At 44.3% G+C, this 16,231-nt stretch carries 11 protein-coding genes and 1 other RNA gene; 5 read left to right on the top strand and 7 right to left on the bottom strand.

What is annotated here, in order from left to right; genetic code table 11:
* The first annotated feature begins 14 nt into the window (after window positions 1-14).
* Window positions 15-719, top strand: a complete 705-nt coding sequence (locus BCU94_RS13575) for a porin family protein (RefSeq protein WP_102476661.1) — start codon at window positions 15-17, stop codon at window positions 717-719.
* Between the two features lie 454 nt (window positions 720-1,173).
* Here the strand turns inward: BCU94_RS13575 and BCU94_RS13570 are convergent, their stop codons facing one another.
* Window positions 1,174-2,151 carry a transposase gene (locus BCU94_RS13570; protein WP_198590889.1) on the bottom strand — a complete coding sequence of 326 codons (978 nt, stop codon included), beginning with the start codon at window positions 2,149-2,151 and terminating at the stop codon, window positions 1,174-1,176.
* Window positions 2,152-2,478: 327 nt separating this feature from the next.
* Here BCU94_RS13570 and BCU94_RS13565 point away from each other — a divergent pair, with 327 nt between their 5' ends.
* Together BCU94_RS13565 and BCU94_RS13560 are read left to right on the top strand one after the other, a co-directional pair.
* On the top strand, window positions 2,479-5,064 hold the full coding sequence (locus BCU94_RS13565) for an acylase (protein ID WP_102476659.1): 2,586 nt from the start codon (window positions 2,479-2,481) through the stop codon (window positions 5,062-5,064).
* Between the two features lie 130 nt (window positions 5,065-5,194).
* Complete coding sequence (locus tag BCU94_RS13560) at window positions 5,195-6,514, top strand: IS4 family transposase (RefSeq protein WP_102476658.1); 1,320 nt, start codon at window positions 5,195-5,197, stop codon at window positions 6,512-6,514.
* A 189-nt stretch (window positions 6,515-6,703) separates the two neighbouring features.
* On the opposite strand, the gene gcvP is transcribed toward BCU94_RS13560, so the two are convergent.
* The 6 genes from gcvP to BCU94_RS13530 form a co-directional block, all read right to left on the bottom strand.
* Entirely contained in the window at window positions 6,704-9,607 is a 2,904-nt protein-coding gene (gene gcvP, locus BCU94_RS13555; protein WP_102476657.1) for an aminomethyl-transferring glycine dehydrogenase, read from the bottom strand.
* A 175-nt stretch (window positions 9,608-9,782) separates the two neighbouring features.
* On the bottom strand, window positions 9,783-10,172 hold the full coding sequence (gcvH, locus tag BCU94_RS13550; RefSeq protein WP_076539644.1) for a glycine cleavage system protein GcvH: 390 nt from the start codon (window positions 10,170-10,172) through the stop codon (window positions 9,783-9,785).
* Between the two features lie 127 nt (window positions 10,173-10,299).
* The gene (gene gcvT, locus BCU94_RS13545) at window positions 10,300-11,394 is read right to left on the bottom strand and encodes a glycine cleavage system aminomethyltransferase GcvT (RefSeq protein ID WP_102476656.1); all 1,095 of its coding nucleotides are present in this window, start codon (window positions 11,392-11,394) and stop codon (window positions 10,300-10,302) included.
* Window positions 11,395-11,623: 229 nt separating this feature from the next.
* Window positions 11,624-12,835 (bottom strand): FAD-dependent oxidoreductase, encoded by a 1,212-nt coding sequence (locus BCU94_RS13540; protein WP_102435702.1) that lies wholly within the window; start codon window positions 12,833-12,835, stop codon window positions 11,624-11,626.
* 58 nt (window positions 12,836-12,893) lie between these two features.
* Window positions 12,894-14,237 carry a 2-octaprenyl-6-methoxyphenyl hydroxylase gene (gene ubiH / locus BCU94_RS13535; protein WP_102476655.1) on the bottom strand — a complete coding sequence of 448 codons (1,344 nt, stop codon included), beginning with the start codon at window positions 14,235-14,237 and terminating at the stop codon, window positions 12,894-12,896.
* Window positions 14,238-14,419: 182 nt separating this feature from the next.
* Window positions 14,420-14,995 carry a UPF0149 family protein gene (locus tag BCU94_RS13530; RefSeq protein WP_102476654.1) on the bottom strand — a complete coding sequence of 192 codons (576 nt, stop codon included), beginning with the start codon at window positions 14,993-14,995 and terminating at the stop codon, window positions 14,420-14,422.
* 569 nt (window positions 14,996-15,564) lie between these two features.
* Between BCU94_RS13530 and zapA the strand changes: the two genes are divergently transcribed.
* Window positions 15,565-15,873: a cell division protein ZapA gene (gene zapA / locus BCU94_RS13525; protein WP_076539654.1), complete on the top strand. Its 309-nt coding sequence runs from the start codon at window positions 15,565-15,567 to the stop codon at window positions 15,871-15,873.
* A gap of 61 nt (window positions 15,874-15,934) precedes the next feature.
* A non-coding RNA gene (gene ssrS, locus BCU94_RS13520) (6S RNA) lies at window positions 15,935-16,117 on the top strand.
* The last annotated feature ends 114 nt before the right edge of the window (window positions 16,118-16,231 follow it).

Genomic DNA, 16,231 nt, shown 5'->3' with positions numbered 1-16,231 from the left:
ATTAAGGACTATTTATGTGTAGAAAATTAAATGCGTTCTCTGTTGCACTATTAATGGCGACTCCATTATTCTCTTCTCAAGCGATTGCTGGAGATTGGTACCTATCTGTTAATGCGGGATATAGCAGCCCAACTTCAAAAGTATTCAATGATGGTACTAATGGTACAGGTACCCCTAAAAGTGATATTGATGCCGATGCAAAATATGGCATAGCTTTGGGTGTAGAAGTTATTCCTGCATTAAGTCTTGAATTAGAGTACTCCTATGCCAGTTATGATACAGATGCTGGTCGAAAATTAGGAAGTGATATCAGGGCGCTAGATGAATTTGGAATTGATGCAGGTATTGATGTTGACTTGGTGACACTCAATGTTGCCTATGAATTTAAAAATTCTACAAATTTTACACCATTTATCAAAGGTGGATTAGGCGCTAGTTTTTATGATGTTAAAGGTGATCTTTACGTAGGCAGTTTTGGTGGAGGTGACGCTGGTGGTTTTCTCCCTCAAACATTTTCTTATAAAGGTGATGGTAGTGAATTTGCTTTTTTTGTAGGTGCAGGCGTTGATATGACTATTTCAGACCAATTAGCGCTCATATTAGAATACAGATATTACGACTTAGGTGATGTCGCTACTGATTATGACGTTAATGGTGATCGCCTTCAAACCAGCTTAAAAGCCAATGACATTCAACTAGGTTTAAAGTACCAATTTTAAAATGAACAAATTCGTTTTCAGAATTGGGTTGTTCAGCATGTTAAGTCTAAGAGCCCATGTTTATCAGGGGCTCTTACCGTCAATTACTACGTGACTTTTGACTTCCCCCCCAGCCTAAAGGCAATGGGACTCTAGGTACTATTACTGCCAGTTACCCAGCTTGCAACATGGCTGTTGTCATACCTGCTAGCAAACTAACTGTGCTACCCATATTAAATTTATGTTAATTTTAAAAAATACATAGCCACCCATTATTTTGAAGTTATAACATAACGCTTTTCATTTTAAGTTGCTAACACCAACAATCATTTACTGAAGGGATGAACCCTGCCAAAGGACTGAAAATTTCATAATTAATCGCCAAAATTAAGTCATAAACTAAATTCAATCCAGCAGAAAAGCTTGATATCAATCAAGTGGGGAATACTTTTACTTGAAATTAAGAAATGATTTATTAAGCGCACAACCATCGCTGACAGTTAGCTGCACCTTGTCGCCGCTTGCGCTCTAGATGTTCACAATATTCAGTTAATGCAGGTAACGCCCCTACAGCTCCTTTAAATAATGCACCAAACTCAGTAGTGATTTTTAACCAGTTTTCAGCAGGAATATTCAATCTATTGAGAATATCCTGGCTACTCGCGCTTATGGCACCGCGTTTGTCATCACGAATAATCCGCCCTGTATCTTCAACCAGCACAATGTAGTCTTTAACACTAAACATCAAACCATTAGGCATATCCAAACGTTCATTGCCCACAAAAGGCAGTAACTCCGCGGGTTGCTCACCTTTCATGGCTGAGTTGATCCGGCGCTGAATGCTGGTGTAATCGGAGCTTTCAGGGGCTGTAGCCATCTTGGCGCGGATAGGGTTTAAGTCCACATAGGCCATGCACGCAAGTACTGCAGCTTCATCTAATAATGCTTGGGATTTAAAGCGCCCCTCCCAAAATCGACCAGTGCAGTTATCTTCTTTATTGGCCATTCGGGCAATAGGTTCACACAGTGAACGCATAAACCAACTGATATCAGTCAAGCGTAGTCGGTATTGAGTAATACAGTCATTCACAGCCTGTAACTCAAACTCATTAAGCACTTCACCTTTAACAAACTTATTGGTCAGCAATGTGCCTTTAAAGCCTTTATGCCATTGGGTAAGCACCTCGAAATCAGACCAGTTTTTGGCGGTATCAATATCCACTTTTAGCACCACATGTAAATGATTACTCATCACCGAATAAGCACAAATATCAATGGCAAAAATCGTCGCAAGCTCTAATATCCGAGAATCAACCCACTCACGGCGATGCTCATAGTTATCACCAGAGCTTGCATCAAAACCACATAGAAAGGCTTTACGCACCACTCTAGAACAGCAGTGGTAGTAAGGCGTATCTTCTAAACTCACGAGTGTTTCTCTTGGTCTGGCCATCATCTATCACCGATTATTAAGCAATAACCAAAGCCTAGTACAGTGTTGATAATTTAGCCACTTAAAGTGGGTGGCCATGTTATTTCGTAATCTCTATAAATTGACATCAACTAATGCAGGTATATGTAGACATACGTTTGAATGATTGATTTAATCAAATAAGTGTTTTTGTTGTATTTAAGGTTTTCACACAATCAACAAGTGATGATGGGAATCACGATTGAGGCTGTTAACGCTTAAAGTTGAGACACAAGGAAAAGGTAGACTCACTCAGCAATGCAAATTGCTGAGACAACAATAATAAGGATTATTATTTTGATAAAAGTAATGCACATAAATAAGATCATGCTGGCTTTTGGCGTTGCGTCATCAGTCTTTTTAGCCGGTTGCGGCAACGATACTGATTATTCCAAAACCCCTGAAGTCATTCCAGAACCAGAAGTCACTCCCCCGCTGCAAGCCTTTGCCCCTGATGGCAAACTCAGTGCCCAAATCCGTCGTACCACTTATGGTGTTCCGCATATCACAGCTGACAATCTGGAAAGCCTAGGTTTTGGCAGTGGCTATGCTCAAGCTCAAGATAACTTATGTGTGCTGGCTGATGGGTTTGTTAAAGCAAACTCTGAACGCTCGATGTATTTTGGCCCCCATGCCTCAATTGATTTTGCTACAGGCTTACCGACCTCAGAAGACAATGGCAATTTAGTGTCTGATTTTGCTTATAAAGCATTAAAAATTCGCCAAATGGCTGAAGAGCAGTATCCGCAATTTAGCTATAACTCACGGGCGTTAATGGAGGGCTTTAGTGCCGGTTATAACCAGTATTTAGCCGATGTAGAAGCGGGTGAGCAAGAGGCTGAACCATTTTGTGCCGGCCAACCTTGGGTTAAACCCATTGAAGGCGTCGACATTGCCAACTATCTTTTCTCAATCGCATTATTGCCCGGGGCGGCAAATTTCCTCGACCTTATTTTCTATGCAAATCCAGGGGACGGCCAAGAGTATCTACCTCGCATCGTCGGCCCTGCTCCTTCAATGGCGCAAACCGCTTTCATTCAAGATGTAAATACCAAGCTACTTGCCCGAGCGAATACCATTACTACACCAGAAACCAACCCACGTAACTTAGGGTCTAATGGTTGGGGTTTAGGTAAAGATAAAACCGAAAACGGTAAAGGGATGTTACTGGGTAACCCGCATTTCCCCCATACGGGTAATTTACGTTTCTGGCAGTCTCATGTGACCATTCCTGGCCATTTAGACGTCATGGGTGGCTCACTTGTGGGTATGCCTGGGCTAATCAACATTGGTTTTAATAAAGATCTTGCTTGGACACATACCTTCTCAACGGCCGAACACTTCATTATGTACAATCTTGAAATGGTCAGCGGCGATCGTATGCAATATATGTATGATGGTAAGCCATTACCTATCACTAAAGAGACGGTGTCAATTCTGGTTAATGGCGGCCCTGCGGGCATGTTAGTCGCCGAGAAAGATATTTACACCACCATCAAAGGTCCGATGGTTGAAGCGCCTGCCGCCTTAGCCCCGTTTGGTTGGGATGATGGCCAAGCCTTTATGATTCAAGATGCCAATATGGCCACTAAAGATCCTGTCGATCATTGGTTCGCGATGAATCAAGCATCAAATAAAGATGAATTCCAACAAGCTTTTAAAAACTATGATGGGGTTATCTTTAACAATACGATGTATGCAGATAAAGAAGGTAACGCCTTTTATATTGATGATTCTACGGTACCGGGCTTAACTGATTTTGCAGTGGTTCAATTAAAAACCAATCCTGCAATCATTGCCGCTAAAGCACAAGCAGGTTTCACTATTTTACCGGGCAATACCTCACTGTTTCATTTTGATGGTCCAACCCCTTATGACCGTGCACCCAAGCTTGAACGTAGTGACTTTGTGCAAAACTCAAATAATTCATTTTGGTCAACCAACTTAGCTGCGCCACTTGAAGGCTACTCGCCTATGTATGGCGCCGAGCGTGGTCAGCAATCACTGCGTACCCGCATGGCACTAACCATGATGGAAGATGCTGCTGGCGATGATGGTAAGTTCTCAATCGATGAGTTAGAGGCTGCGGCATTATCTAATCGTATTTACCTAAACGAGCTTATTTTTAGCGACTTAATCGCTCAATGTGAAGCCCAAGGTGATACACCCGTCATGGTTAGCGCCAGTTTATCGAAAGATATCAGTGCAGCATGTAGCGCCTTAAAAGCATGGAATGGTAAGCAAGACAATGACAGTGTCGGCGGTGCGTTAATTCGTGAGTTTGCGCATTTATTTGATCAAAACGCCATGTTAACCGTGCCATTTGATGCCACTATGGCGGCTAAAACGCCAAATACGTTAACCACCGATGGTAGTGCATTAGTGGTATTAGCCCACGCAGCATTAAACGTTGAGGCAGCTGGATTTAGTGTCGATACGCCGATGGGAATGGTGCAGTTTGTCGAGAAGTCATTACCTGATGGCAGCGCATCTGGCACCAAGTTACCTTGGCCAGGAAGTCACAATGCTGAAGGTGGATTTAATGTCTTCTCAACCAGTTTATCTGGCGATGACACCTTAATTCCGCAGCACAAGTATGCGCCCGTGATGGATGCTGTGACAGGTCGAAATATGGCGTCAGGCTTAACCGCTGAAGGCTATCAAATCCGTTATGGTTCAAGTTGGATGATGGCGGTGAGCTTCACTGATGATGGCCCTGTGGCAAAAGGGATTTTAACTTACTCTGAATCGAGCAATATACTGAGCCCCTCTTTTGCTGACCAAAGCATCTTGTACTCAACAGAAAAACAATTCCGCCCACTGTTGTTTACTGAAGATGCGATTTCAGCTGCGGTTGAATCAACGCTTGAAATTAGTATGCAAAAAGGCGAATAAGTTTTAAATAGACAGAATAAAAAAGCCGCTGTAGCGTAATGCCGATCAGTTAAGGCCAATATGATCGGTTGACCGATCTTTAAAAGGCTTCAAAATCCAGTACAGACTCTTGTTTGTACTGGATTTTTTCATGGAACTTTCTGAAGCTTTAGCGCGTACCTCTATCAACCGACTTACCGAGTTCGACAGTCTTGGTGAACTTCTCTGCCCAGAGCTTATTCAACATAGTCTACAATCCAATGGTGTAGCCACGCTTCGTAAGCGAAAATTACCTATGGAATCTATGATTTGGGCTGTTATCGGCATGGCCTTATTTCGGGGTGAGTCCGTTAGGCAACTGATTAATAAATTGGATATTATCCTCCCAAATGAAGTCGATTATGTTGCTCGAAGCGCTGTCACTCAGGCAAGAAAAAAATTAGGGAGTGACGTTGTAGAAGATATTTTTAGACAGACTCAGCAGCAGTGGAACATGCAGGCTGAACACCCACAATGGTGCGGCCTTAATCTTTATGGGGTTGACGGTGTCGTCTGGAGACCCCCCGATACTCCTGAAAACGATAGTGCATTTTCTCGCACGAGTAATCAATCGAATAATGCTTCCTATCCCCAAGTTCGCATGGTGTGTCTAATGGAGTTAAGTAGCCATCTGTTAGTCGACTCCTCTTTTGCGAGTGTGGCTGAAAATGAAATGACATTAGCGGCTAATCTCATCAACAACACGCCGGATAACAGTTTAACCCTGTTCGACCGGGGCTTTTACTCGTTGGGGTTATTACATGACTGGTCACAAGCGGGAAGTAATAGGCACTGGTTAATGCCATTGAAAAAGAATACACAATATGAAGTGATACGTTCTTTAGGGCGACAGGACAAGCTTATTAGGCTAACAACCACGCCTCAATCGAGAAAGAAAAGGCCTGATTTACCTGAGTTTATGGAAGCCCGTTTACTGACTAAAACAGTGAAGGGAAAAACGCTGCAAATCATCACTTCACTCACAGAGCCAATGCGTTATCCATCAGGTGAAATTGTTGATTTATATGCTCATCGATGGGAGATAGAGCTGGGGTACAGAGAGATGAAGCAGTACATGCTTGAAACTCGGTTTACACTCAGAAGTCAGCTTCCGGAATTAATTAGGCAGGAGTTGTGGGGAGTCCTTCTTGCGTATAACTTACTGAGATATAAGATGGTATTGATGGCGCACTCATTAAAAGGGGTCTTCCCTAACCAATTGAGTTTTAGAGAAGCGTCATCGCATATTATTTTTAAACTATCCCAGCTTCCTAGTATGTCTCCAGGCAATATCCCTAAGGTAATCTTTGATATAGAAAAGAATGCAAAACAGTTTGTTTTAGAAGGAAAAAGGGAGCGTAGTTACCCTAGAGTGCTGAAGTGTTCGAAGGACCGATACCCCATAAAAAAGAAAGCCGTTCACGTTAAGTGAACGGCATTAACCCTAAGGTCGCTTTTTTACTTTGATAAATAACTAAACTTCAACTCACCCAACAACACCATAATTGCGTCGCTGGCGATGCTAGTACAAGGCGAACCGAAAGCTCTAGCGCGGAGTTGACTGGTGTCAATGAGCACTGGAGCCGAGGTTCAACGCCGTAATAGCGAGTCTAAGCAGCAATTATTCGTAATCAGATAAAGGCACGCAAGAACACATTAGATTTCTGTCCCCATAAACATCATCAATACGATTCACCGTCGGCCAGAACTTATTCGCTTTTACCGCTGCACTTGGGAACACGGCTTCTTCACGGCTGTATGGGCGTGAGTCAAACTCAGGATCCATAATATCAGCCATGGTGTGCGGTGCATTATGCAGTGGGTTGTTGTCCGCTGGCCACTCGCCTGCTTCGACTTTGGCAATCTCGCCACGAATAGCGATCATCGCTTCGATAAAGCGGTCTAGCTCTACTTTTGACTCTGACTCTGTTGGCTCAATCATTAACGTACCTGCTACAGGGAAGCTCATGGTTGGGGCGTGGAAGCCGTAGTCATTTAGACGCTTAGCAATGTCCATCTCAGTGACGCCAGATGCTTCTTTAAGTGGACGTAAATCGATAATGCACTCGTGGGCTACGCGATCATTACGGCCAGTAAATAATACTGGGTAATGGGCCGACAGCTTCTTCATCACATAGTTAGCGTTAAGTAGCGCCATTTGGGTTGATTGCTTAACCCCTTTTGTGCCTAACAGCTTAATGTACATCCAGCTAATAGGTAGGATGCTAGCACTGCCGTATGGCGCGGCTGATACTGCGCCATTATGGTCGCTTTCGCGGCCTGGTTTGACAACTTTATGGCCTGCAACAAACGGCGCTAAATGCTTTTTAATGCCGATTGGGCCCATTCCTGGTCCGCCGCCGCCATGTGGAATAGCAAAGGTTTTGTGTAGGTTAAGGTGTGATACATCAGCGCCGATAAAGCCCGGTGATGTAAGACCTACTTGTGCGTTCATGTTAGCGCCATCAAGGTAAACTTGACCGCCATGTTGATGCACAATTTCACAGATTTCGCTGATTGATTCTTCATACACACCGTGGGTCGATGGGTAGGTGATCATAATGCACGATAAGTTATCAGCAAGCTCTGCCGCTTTCGCTTTTAAGTCTTCTAAATCAACGTTACCGTCTTTATCACAGGCGGTTACGACTACTTTCATGCCAGCAAGCTGGGCAGAAGCGGGGTTAGTACCGTGGGCAGATTGGGGGATTAAACAGATGTCTCTGTGGCCTTCGCTACGTGACTCGTGATATTTCTTAATCGCTAACAGGCCAGCGTACTCGCCCTGCGCGCCAGAGTTTGGCTGAATACACACGGCGTCGTAGCCCGTAATGTTAACGAGAAAATCTGACAATTCGTTAATTAACTGGGTATAACCTTGGGCTTGTTCAAGCGGGCAGAATGGGTGCATGTTAGCAAATTCTGGCCAGCTTACTGGCAGCATTTCAACGGCGGCGTTTAGCTTCATGGTGCAAGAACCCAGCGAAATCATTGAGTGATTTAAGGCTAAATCTTTATTCTCAAGACGCTTGATGTAACGCATCATTTCAGTTTCGCTTTGGTAGCTACTAAATGTTGGGTGAGACAATATCTTGTCGTGACGGATGAGATGAGCAGGAATTGATCCCTCGCCTTCGCCAAAAGCAGCGCCGCCAATGATTTCAGCATCGAGTGTTGCTACATCTAGACCGTGGTCAGCACCTAAGATGACATCAAATAACTGAGCGATATCGTCACGGGTGGTGGTTTCGTCAAGGCTGATGCCGACAATGCCGTCGTGGTCGATACGTAGGTTCATTTCAGCAGTTAATGCACGTGCGTTAACCGCATCAACATCAAGGCCTGATAATGAAAGGGTGTCAAACCAAGTGCTGTTAACTAACTCAACGCCTTTGGCTTTTAGGCCGACGGCTAAGATGTCTGTTAAACGGTTAATACGGCTGGCGATATTTTTAAGGCCAACGGCGCCGTGGAATACCGCGTAAAACGACGCCATATTGGCTAATAAGATTTGCGCAGTACAAATGTTTGAGTTGGCTTTTTCGCGGCGGATATGTTGCTCACGAGTTTGCATCGCCATACGCAGGGCTTTATTACCGCGGGTATCTTTTGATACGCCAATAATACGACCTGGCATTGAACGTTTGTGTGCATCACGTGCAACGAAGAATGCCGCATGTGGTCCGCCGTAGCCCATTGGTACGCCAAAACGCTGAGCGCTACCAAATACGATATCTGCGCCCATTGAACCGGGTGATTTAAGCAGTACCAGTGACATGATGTCAGCAGCAACAGTCACAATCGCTTTCTTTTCAGCAAGCTTAGCGAACAGTTCAGTGTTGTCGGTGATTTCACCAAAACGGTTAGTGTACTGGAATAATGCGCCAAATAGCTCGTAGTTTGCGGCTTCGCTTGCTGGGCCAACGATAACTTCAAAACCAAAGCATTCTGCGCGAGTTTGCACTACGTCTAATGTTTGTGGGAATACGTCGTCTGCCACGAAAAAGATATTGGCTTTTTTGGCTTTTGATACTCGCTTGGCCATGGCCATTGCTTCAGCTGCTGCTGTTGCTTCATCAAGTAATGATGCTGAGGCGAGATCAAGTCCAGTTAAGTCCATAGACACTTGTTGGAAGTTTAGAATGGCTTCTAAACGGCCTTGAGCGATTTCTGGCTGGTACGGGGTGTACGCTGTGTACCAACCCGGATTTTCAAACACATTTCGTAAAATGACATTGGGTACTTCTGTACCGTAGTAGCCCATACCGATATAGCTTTTAAAGACTTTGTTTTTGTCAGCTATGCCGCGGATGTAAGCGGTGCCTTCTGCTTCGCCACATGAATCACCAATGGTCAATTCTTGCGGTAAACGAATTGAACCAGGCACTGTTTGTGCGGTTAAGTCTTCGAGCGATTCTGCGCCAACAAAATTCAACATTTCTTGCTGTTGAGTTTGGCTTGGGCCGATATGACGGCTTAAAAACAATTCGTGTTGCTCTAATTGAGTTAGGGTCTGCTTTGTCATGAGAAATCGTGTTCCAAATCTGCCAGTATTTTGCGGTAGGGCATCAATAGCTGGTCTAGGAAAAAAATGTTGTAATGCAATACTTATACGCGGGACGTAAGGATCGCTAATGCCTTTAAATATTTAAAGGTAAAACAAAAGAAGCTCCCAAGGGAGCTTCTAGTAGCGTCGACGATTATTCTTCGTCAATCACTTCTTGGTAACCGTCAGCGTCTAACAAGTTAGCCACTTCAGCTTCGTCTGAAGGCTGAACGCGGAAGAACCAACCTTCGCCAAATGCTTCGCTGTTTACTAGCTCTGGTGAGTCTTCTAATGCTTCGTTTACGGCAATTACTTCACCTGAAATCGGTGCATAGATGTCTGATGCAGCTTTTACTGATTCAGCTACGGCGCAATCTTCACCGGCTGTCACTGTGTCGCCAACTTCTGGTAATTCAACGAATACCATGTCACCTAATAGCTCTTGTGCATGCTCAGTGATACCGACAGTGTAAGTGCCGTCTTCTTCTTTGCGGATCCACTCATGAGATGATGCATATTTAAGTTCAGCTGGAATGTTGCTCATTGTCGTAATTCCTATATCTATAAATTTAAAGCGTAATCGTTAGTGTTATTTAAGTGCTGGCTAACAACCTCATTAGCAACACTTTTATTATTCAGTGACTTCAATACAAGCATTTATAACACTTTGGTTAGAATGCCTGTTTACCATTTCTGACAAAACTTGGCGCTATTACTTTAACAGCTACGCGCTTTTTACGCATTTCCACTTCAGCGGTATCGCTAATGCCTTGGGGTACTCTTGCCATGGCAATTGAGTAGCCTAAGGTTGGCGAGAATGTGCCGCTAGTAATTGAGCCTTGGTGCTCTACGCCGTCTGCATCAGTAAAGAATACTGGCATGCCGTGACGCAGTACGCCTTTTTGTTCCATGACTAGGCCAACTAATTTGTCAGGTCCAGCGGCTTTAATAGCCGTTAATGCTTCGCGGCCAATAAAGTCGCGCTCGCTTGGTTCCCATGCGATAGTCCAGCCCATGTTAGCGGCTAATGGGTTAACGGTTTCATCCATATCTAAACCATAAAGGTTCATGCCTGCTTCTAAACGCAGGGTGTCACGTGCGCCTAGTCCACAAGGCTGTACGCCTGCTTCGAGTAGTGCTTGCCATAATGCTTCTGCCTCTGCTTCAGGTACGATAATTTCGTAGCCAACTTCACCGGTGTAACCCGTGGTAGCAATAAACAGTGAACCTGCTTGCACGCCAAAGAATGGCTTCATGCCTTCAACGGCGGCGTTTTGCTCAGCGCTGAATACGTTAGCGGCTTTGGCTTTAGCGTTAGGGCCTTGAACGGCAATCATCGCCAGCTCAGGGCGCTCAGTAATCGTCACCTCAAAGCCTGCAGATTGTTTTTCCATCCATGCTAAATCTTTTACCCGAGTTGCTGAGTTAACCACAACGCGGTAATGGGTATCGGTAAGATAATAAGTGATAAGGTCGTCAATTACGCCAGCATTGTCATCTAACATGCCGCTATATAGCGCCTTGCCAGCAACTTTAAGCTTAGCAATATCATTTGCTAATAATTTGCGTAGAAATGCACAAGCATCGGTACCCGTCACATCAACCACTGTCATGTGTGATACATCGAACATACCTGCGTTTTGACGCACAGCGTTATGTTCTTCGATTTGTGAACCGTAGTTAAGTGGCATGTCCCAACCGTGGAAGTCTACCATCTTGCCATTTGATTCTAAGTGCTTGTTAAAGAGTACAGTTTTATTAGCCATTATTATCTCTTTTTTATGAACCTTCTGAGGGTAAAACTAATGAAGGTATTTTATAAATGCGCCAAAATTATACCCACAGGGTTAATTTTGTATAGTAGGAAATTTTCTAATCTGAGACTTTGTCATTAGTTTAGCTAATGCGACTATGGGCGTTTTAATATCTTTATTTACGCCAACTCGGCCCATCCCCTGATATATAAGGATTTTTAGGCCGAATTAGCTAAAAAATTTAATCTCGACAAAGCTTAGGAAGTTTCACTTTATTGCCTATAGCCTGTTTGATGAACACTGTTTTTAGTCCTGCGACATTATCAACTAGGTTTAAACCCAGATCTCTAAAGGCTTTTTTAACTGGATTGCTACCGGAAAATAGTCTTTTAAACCCTTCCATTGCGCTAATCATTTCAATGGCATCAGCTTTTCGCCAGCGCTCAAGGGCGCGAAGGTTGGCGTAATCACCGAGATCTTTACCCGCTTCATGTAACTCGCTAACGGTTTCGATAATACTGGCCGCATCTAAAAAGCCTAAGTTAACCCCCTGACCTGCTAACGGATGGATTGTATGGGCGGCGTCACCGGCTAAAATCAAACGATGACGGGCAAAATGACGGGCATAACGCATCCGTAATGGGTGCGATTGGCGCGAGCTGACCAGTTCACAAATGCCTAAACGACCATCTGATGCTGCGGTTAAGGCTTTTGAGAACTCATCACTTGATAGCGCTAATAATTCTTCTGCTTGCTGGGGCGATACTGACCACACGATTGAGCATAAATTGTCTTCATACAATGGCAATAAAGCTAATGGGCCATCGGCTAAAAACACTTGGCGGGCGGTAGCATCGTGGGGCTCACTGGTGCGAATAGTGGCGACAATGGCGTGATGACCATAATCCCAAAAGGTTAATGGGATTTGGCATTGGCTACGCACCCAAGAATTGGCGCCGTCAGCGGCAATCACTAGGGCGGCGCTTAAGTTGTCACCGTTATCTAGGGTAAGCCATGATTCACGCTCACCAAAGGCGATGCGTTCTAGTCGCTGACCTTCTAGGTGGGTGATGTTCGAGAGTTCAGCGGCCCGTTTTGCTAAGGCAAAGCTGATGGCTTGGTTTTCGATAATCGCCCCAAGGGATGGCTCGCTAATGCTGGCGGCATCAAAGGCAATTTTACCTAAACCGTCTTTGTCCCACACCGCCATTTTTGAATATGGGGTAGCGCGGGCGCTATCAATGTACTGCCAAGCACCTAAGTTGGTAAGTAGTCGCTCACTGGCTTTGTTAATGGCACTCACTCGAAGACGTGGCTCACCTGACACAGCCTCTGTTTGGCCCGCATCAATCACCACCACGTTTAAGTTTGCCTCGGCTAAACCGATTGCCGTTGCCAAGCCAACCATACCACCGCCAACTATGGCTACATCATAGGTCTGAGTTTGAAACATGTTAATCCTTAATCTTCAATCGGTTTACTGAGATGCTTTATTACTGCACTTGCAATCTTTAGACGCTTTTCCAGCCCATGGCTTTATGGGCAATCGGCGCTTTAAGCGGCGGACACCATGACAATAATCTTAACCCTAAACTGCGCCCAGCCACTAGCGGCCAATACTGATTTGAGAAGCCACGCACTAAAAACTCAACATTGTTGATGGTGGCCATTCTATCTTGCTGTCTTGATGCAAGATAATGATGAATAAGCGAGTTGTGGCCAAGATCTAAACTTTCAATGCCAGCTTCAATACTTGTATCAATACTGCTTTTAATGCTGGTTTCAATACTTGTTTCGACAGCATCGATTAATCCAACCACATCACGTAGACCTAGGTTAAAGCCTTGACCTGCAATGGGATGTAAAGTTTGCGCCGCATTGCCAATAAACACAGTGCGATGATAAATCGGTCTTGGCATGTAAGATAAGGTTAATGGATAACTGACCCGTAAGCCGACATCAGTAAAGCGCCCGGCGCGATTGCCAAAAGCCTGTTGCAACGCGGCTAAAAAGTCGGCTTTGTCACAGTGTTTAAACTGATGGGCTTGCTCAGCATCTAGCGCCCACACTAATGACAGCCGAGTTTTACCATTTATTGGCGCCATGGGTAATAAGGCTAATGGGCCAGTGTCAGTGAAACGCTCATAGGCCCAACTATTGTGAGGTTTATCAGTTTGGACATTGGCCACCAGCGCCACTTGTTCAAATTCAACTTGAGTCACATCTTGTTTTAACGCTTGGCGCACTTTGGAGTGAGCACCATCTGCAGCCACTAACAACTTGCTGCGAATTTGCTGGCCGTTATCAAGGGTTATCGTGTGACCATCCATATCGGTTTCAAGCTGAGTTAGGCTTGCTGGGCAGTGCAATTTAATATCCGCTTGTTGAAGTTGATCAAACAAGACTTTACCGACTTTCGCTAGCTCAACCACTTGCCCCATTGATGGCAGGCCAAATTGCTCAGCGTTAAGCTCGGTCATGCCAAAGTGACCGCGATCTGAGATATGAATATTTTCAATATCGCTGCCAAGGCTTTCAATACTTGGCCAGATCCCTAACTGAGTTAACTCAAATACTGAGCCATGGGCAATGGCGATTGAACGCGAGTCAAACCCTGGGTGATTATCATCAGTTTTTTGCGCTTCAATTAAGGCGATAGATAAAGGACGGTTTAAAAGACCTGCATGTTTAGCGGATAATTTTTCTGATAATTTTGCTAAACCCAGCGCTAAACTGGCACCAGCCATAGCGCCGCCAACAATAGTGATATCCACCTGTTGTGGTGGCTGTTGTGGTGGCTGTGGTAATTGGGCACTTGCCTGTTTGCTATCTGTCTTCGCGTTTAACTCAGTCATAAAGCCTGTTCTTATTGTTTTTGTTAATTATGATATGAATTGAATATTGTTATGATGGTATTGCTATTGGCCATGTAGCTAGTTCAGCTCTGGTTCGTGTTCTGGCTGAGCTCAAGTATCTGTGATGCCAGAGGACTTTTCACCCCGAGCCAACACGGCCCAAGGCGAAAGCTACATTCTAATTAGTGCAGCGGCGCTAATGGGGATTCTTCATCTAATGGCATTTCAGGGCCAAACTCTGAGTAACATAAAATAGCCGCCATTCTGACAAACTCGTGCAACTCGATAAATGCAGCTTCTGATTCATCATCATCGCTGACATCAAATTCCACTTGAGCAATAGCGCCTAAATCTTGGATAATTTCGCGCACATCACTTGATGCGCCGTTAAGCTTTGGCTGAATAAGCGCAATAGCGGTTAAGTAGCTTTGTACCCATAGGGCTAAGCACTCTAAGCGCAAGCTGAGTAGCTCTTCTTCTTCTGGTAATAACGGCGTAAAACCAAATTCAGCATCGCTTAAGCGAGTCGCTGTGTCTTGGAATAATTCATTGATAAGTTGTTGCAGTTCAGTGCTGACTGCTTGACCGTCATTCATCAATTCAAGTAATGGCTTTTGCCAAGCTAATTTTGCTTGATCTACCCCACCACAAATTAAACCAACTAATGCGCCATGCACCTCAACAGGATGCTGACCAATTTCAGCTGAATCTAACGCTTGTTTTAGTTTTTCAATACATAAAGAAGGAGGGGTTGCCATGATATTGTTCCAGTTATATTCGATCAGATGCAATGCTAGCAGAGTTAATAACTGCCACCAAATTGTTCATTGCGATTTGCTAAGTATAATAGCAAATTGACCAAAGCTTCACTAACCCCGCCGCTATAAAGCTAAAGCTGATATTAACTGTCTTGTCTATAACGCAATCAACTAAGCGTTTTGCACCAAAGCGAGTATTCTTAAACGGTAAACTGTTCGATGCCATTAATTTGTAAAAATAGAAATGACGATTGTAACGCCTATTGCAATGACGGCTTGTATTAGCCTTGAGCTAGGCGCTTAACGAGTTATCCTGCCTGACGTGTAGGGAACGTGTAGAGAGTTTAGCCATAATTATGCTTTAAGATTAATTATGCTCAGACAACAAGCAAATAATCGTAAAGGCGGCGAGTTACCTTGCACTTTTAATAGTAGCGCTATATAGTCCGCAAATAGACTAATACCGTTATCAACTGTGGTAAAAGCGTAATGCTAAGGCGTTATCGCGAGGTAAGTCGTTAACCTGCTACAATTTTTATTTTTCGACAAATAAGGATCTTCAGCGAAGCATGAGTAATAGTGCTATTGATATCTCCCTGTTAGGGCGCACCTACTCGATTAATTGTCCTAAGGGACAAGAGGATGCTTTGCGTGCGATTGCCAAGGGTGTCGAGCAGCAGCTTTCTACATTAAAAACACGTACCAACAATTTGAGTCGCGAAGAATTAGCCATTATGGCCGCGTTAAATATTGGTCATGAGTTGTATGAAGAGCAGCAAAAAAATCAGCAGTATATGGCGCAAATGGATGAGCGTATCTCGTTATTACAATCAACGTTAGAAAACTCGTTGCTTGAACGAACCACCAAGAAAGGTTAACAATTTTAGAATTATGTACTGCCGCTAGTAATGGCTAACGGTACCTGGTTCAACCCTGTTTTGCTCCCTGGGATATTCGCTTGTAGGTTATGTCCCTGTGCCGATATTTACAAACCCAGGGTGAATGCTTTCATTGACATTGCGTATGCTCGGCTCGTATCGAGAAACCTTAGGATATGAACATTTTCCCGCCTTGAACCTACGGTTCAAGGGCTGCACCGACGGTCGGTATTCTGGGGAGCAATTTAATTTAAAACAAACCACCTCAATGGTGGTTTTTTTATGGCCAAAATTAGCGCTTAGCTACTCACCCGCCAAGCCCTTAATCATCCAAGCACTTAACCATCCAAGCCCTTAA

The organism is Shewanella sp. 10N.286.52.C2, from assembly GCF_002874545.1.
Classification (GTDB): domain Bacteria; phylum Pseudomonadota; class Gammaproteobacteria; order Enterobacterales; family Shewanellaceae; genus Shewanella.
This window is presented reverse-complemented; position numbering and strand designations above follow the sequence as displayed.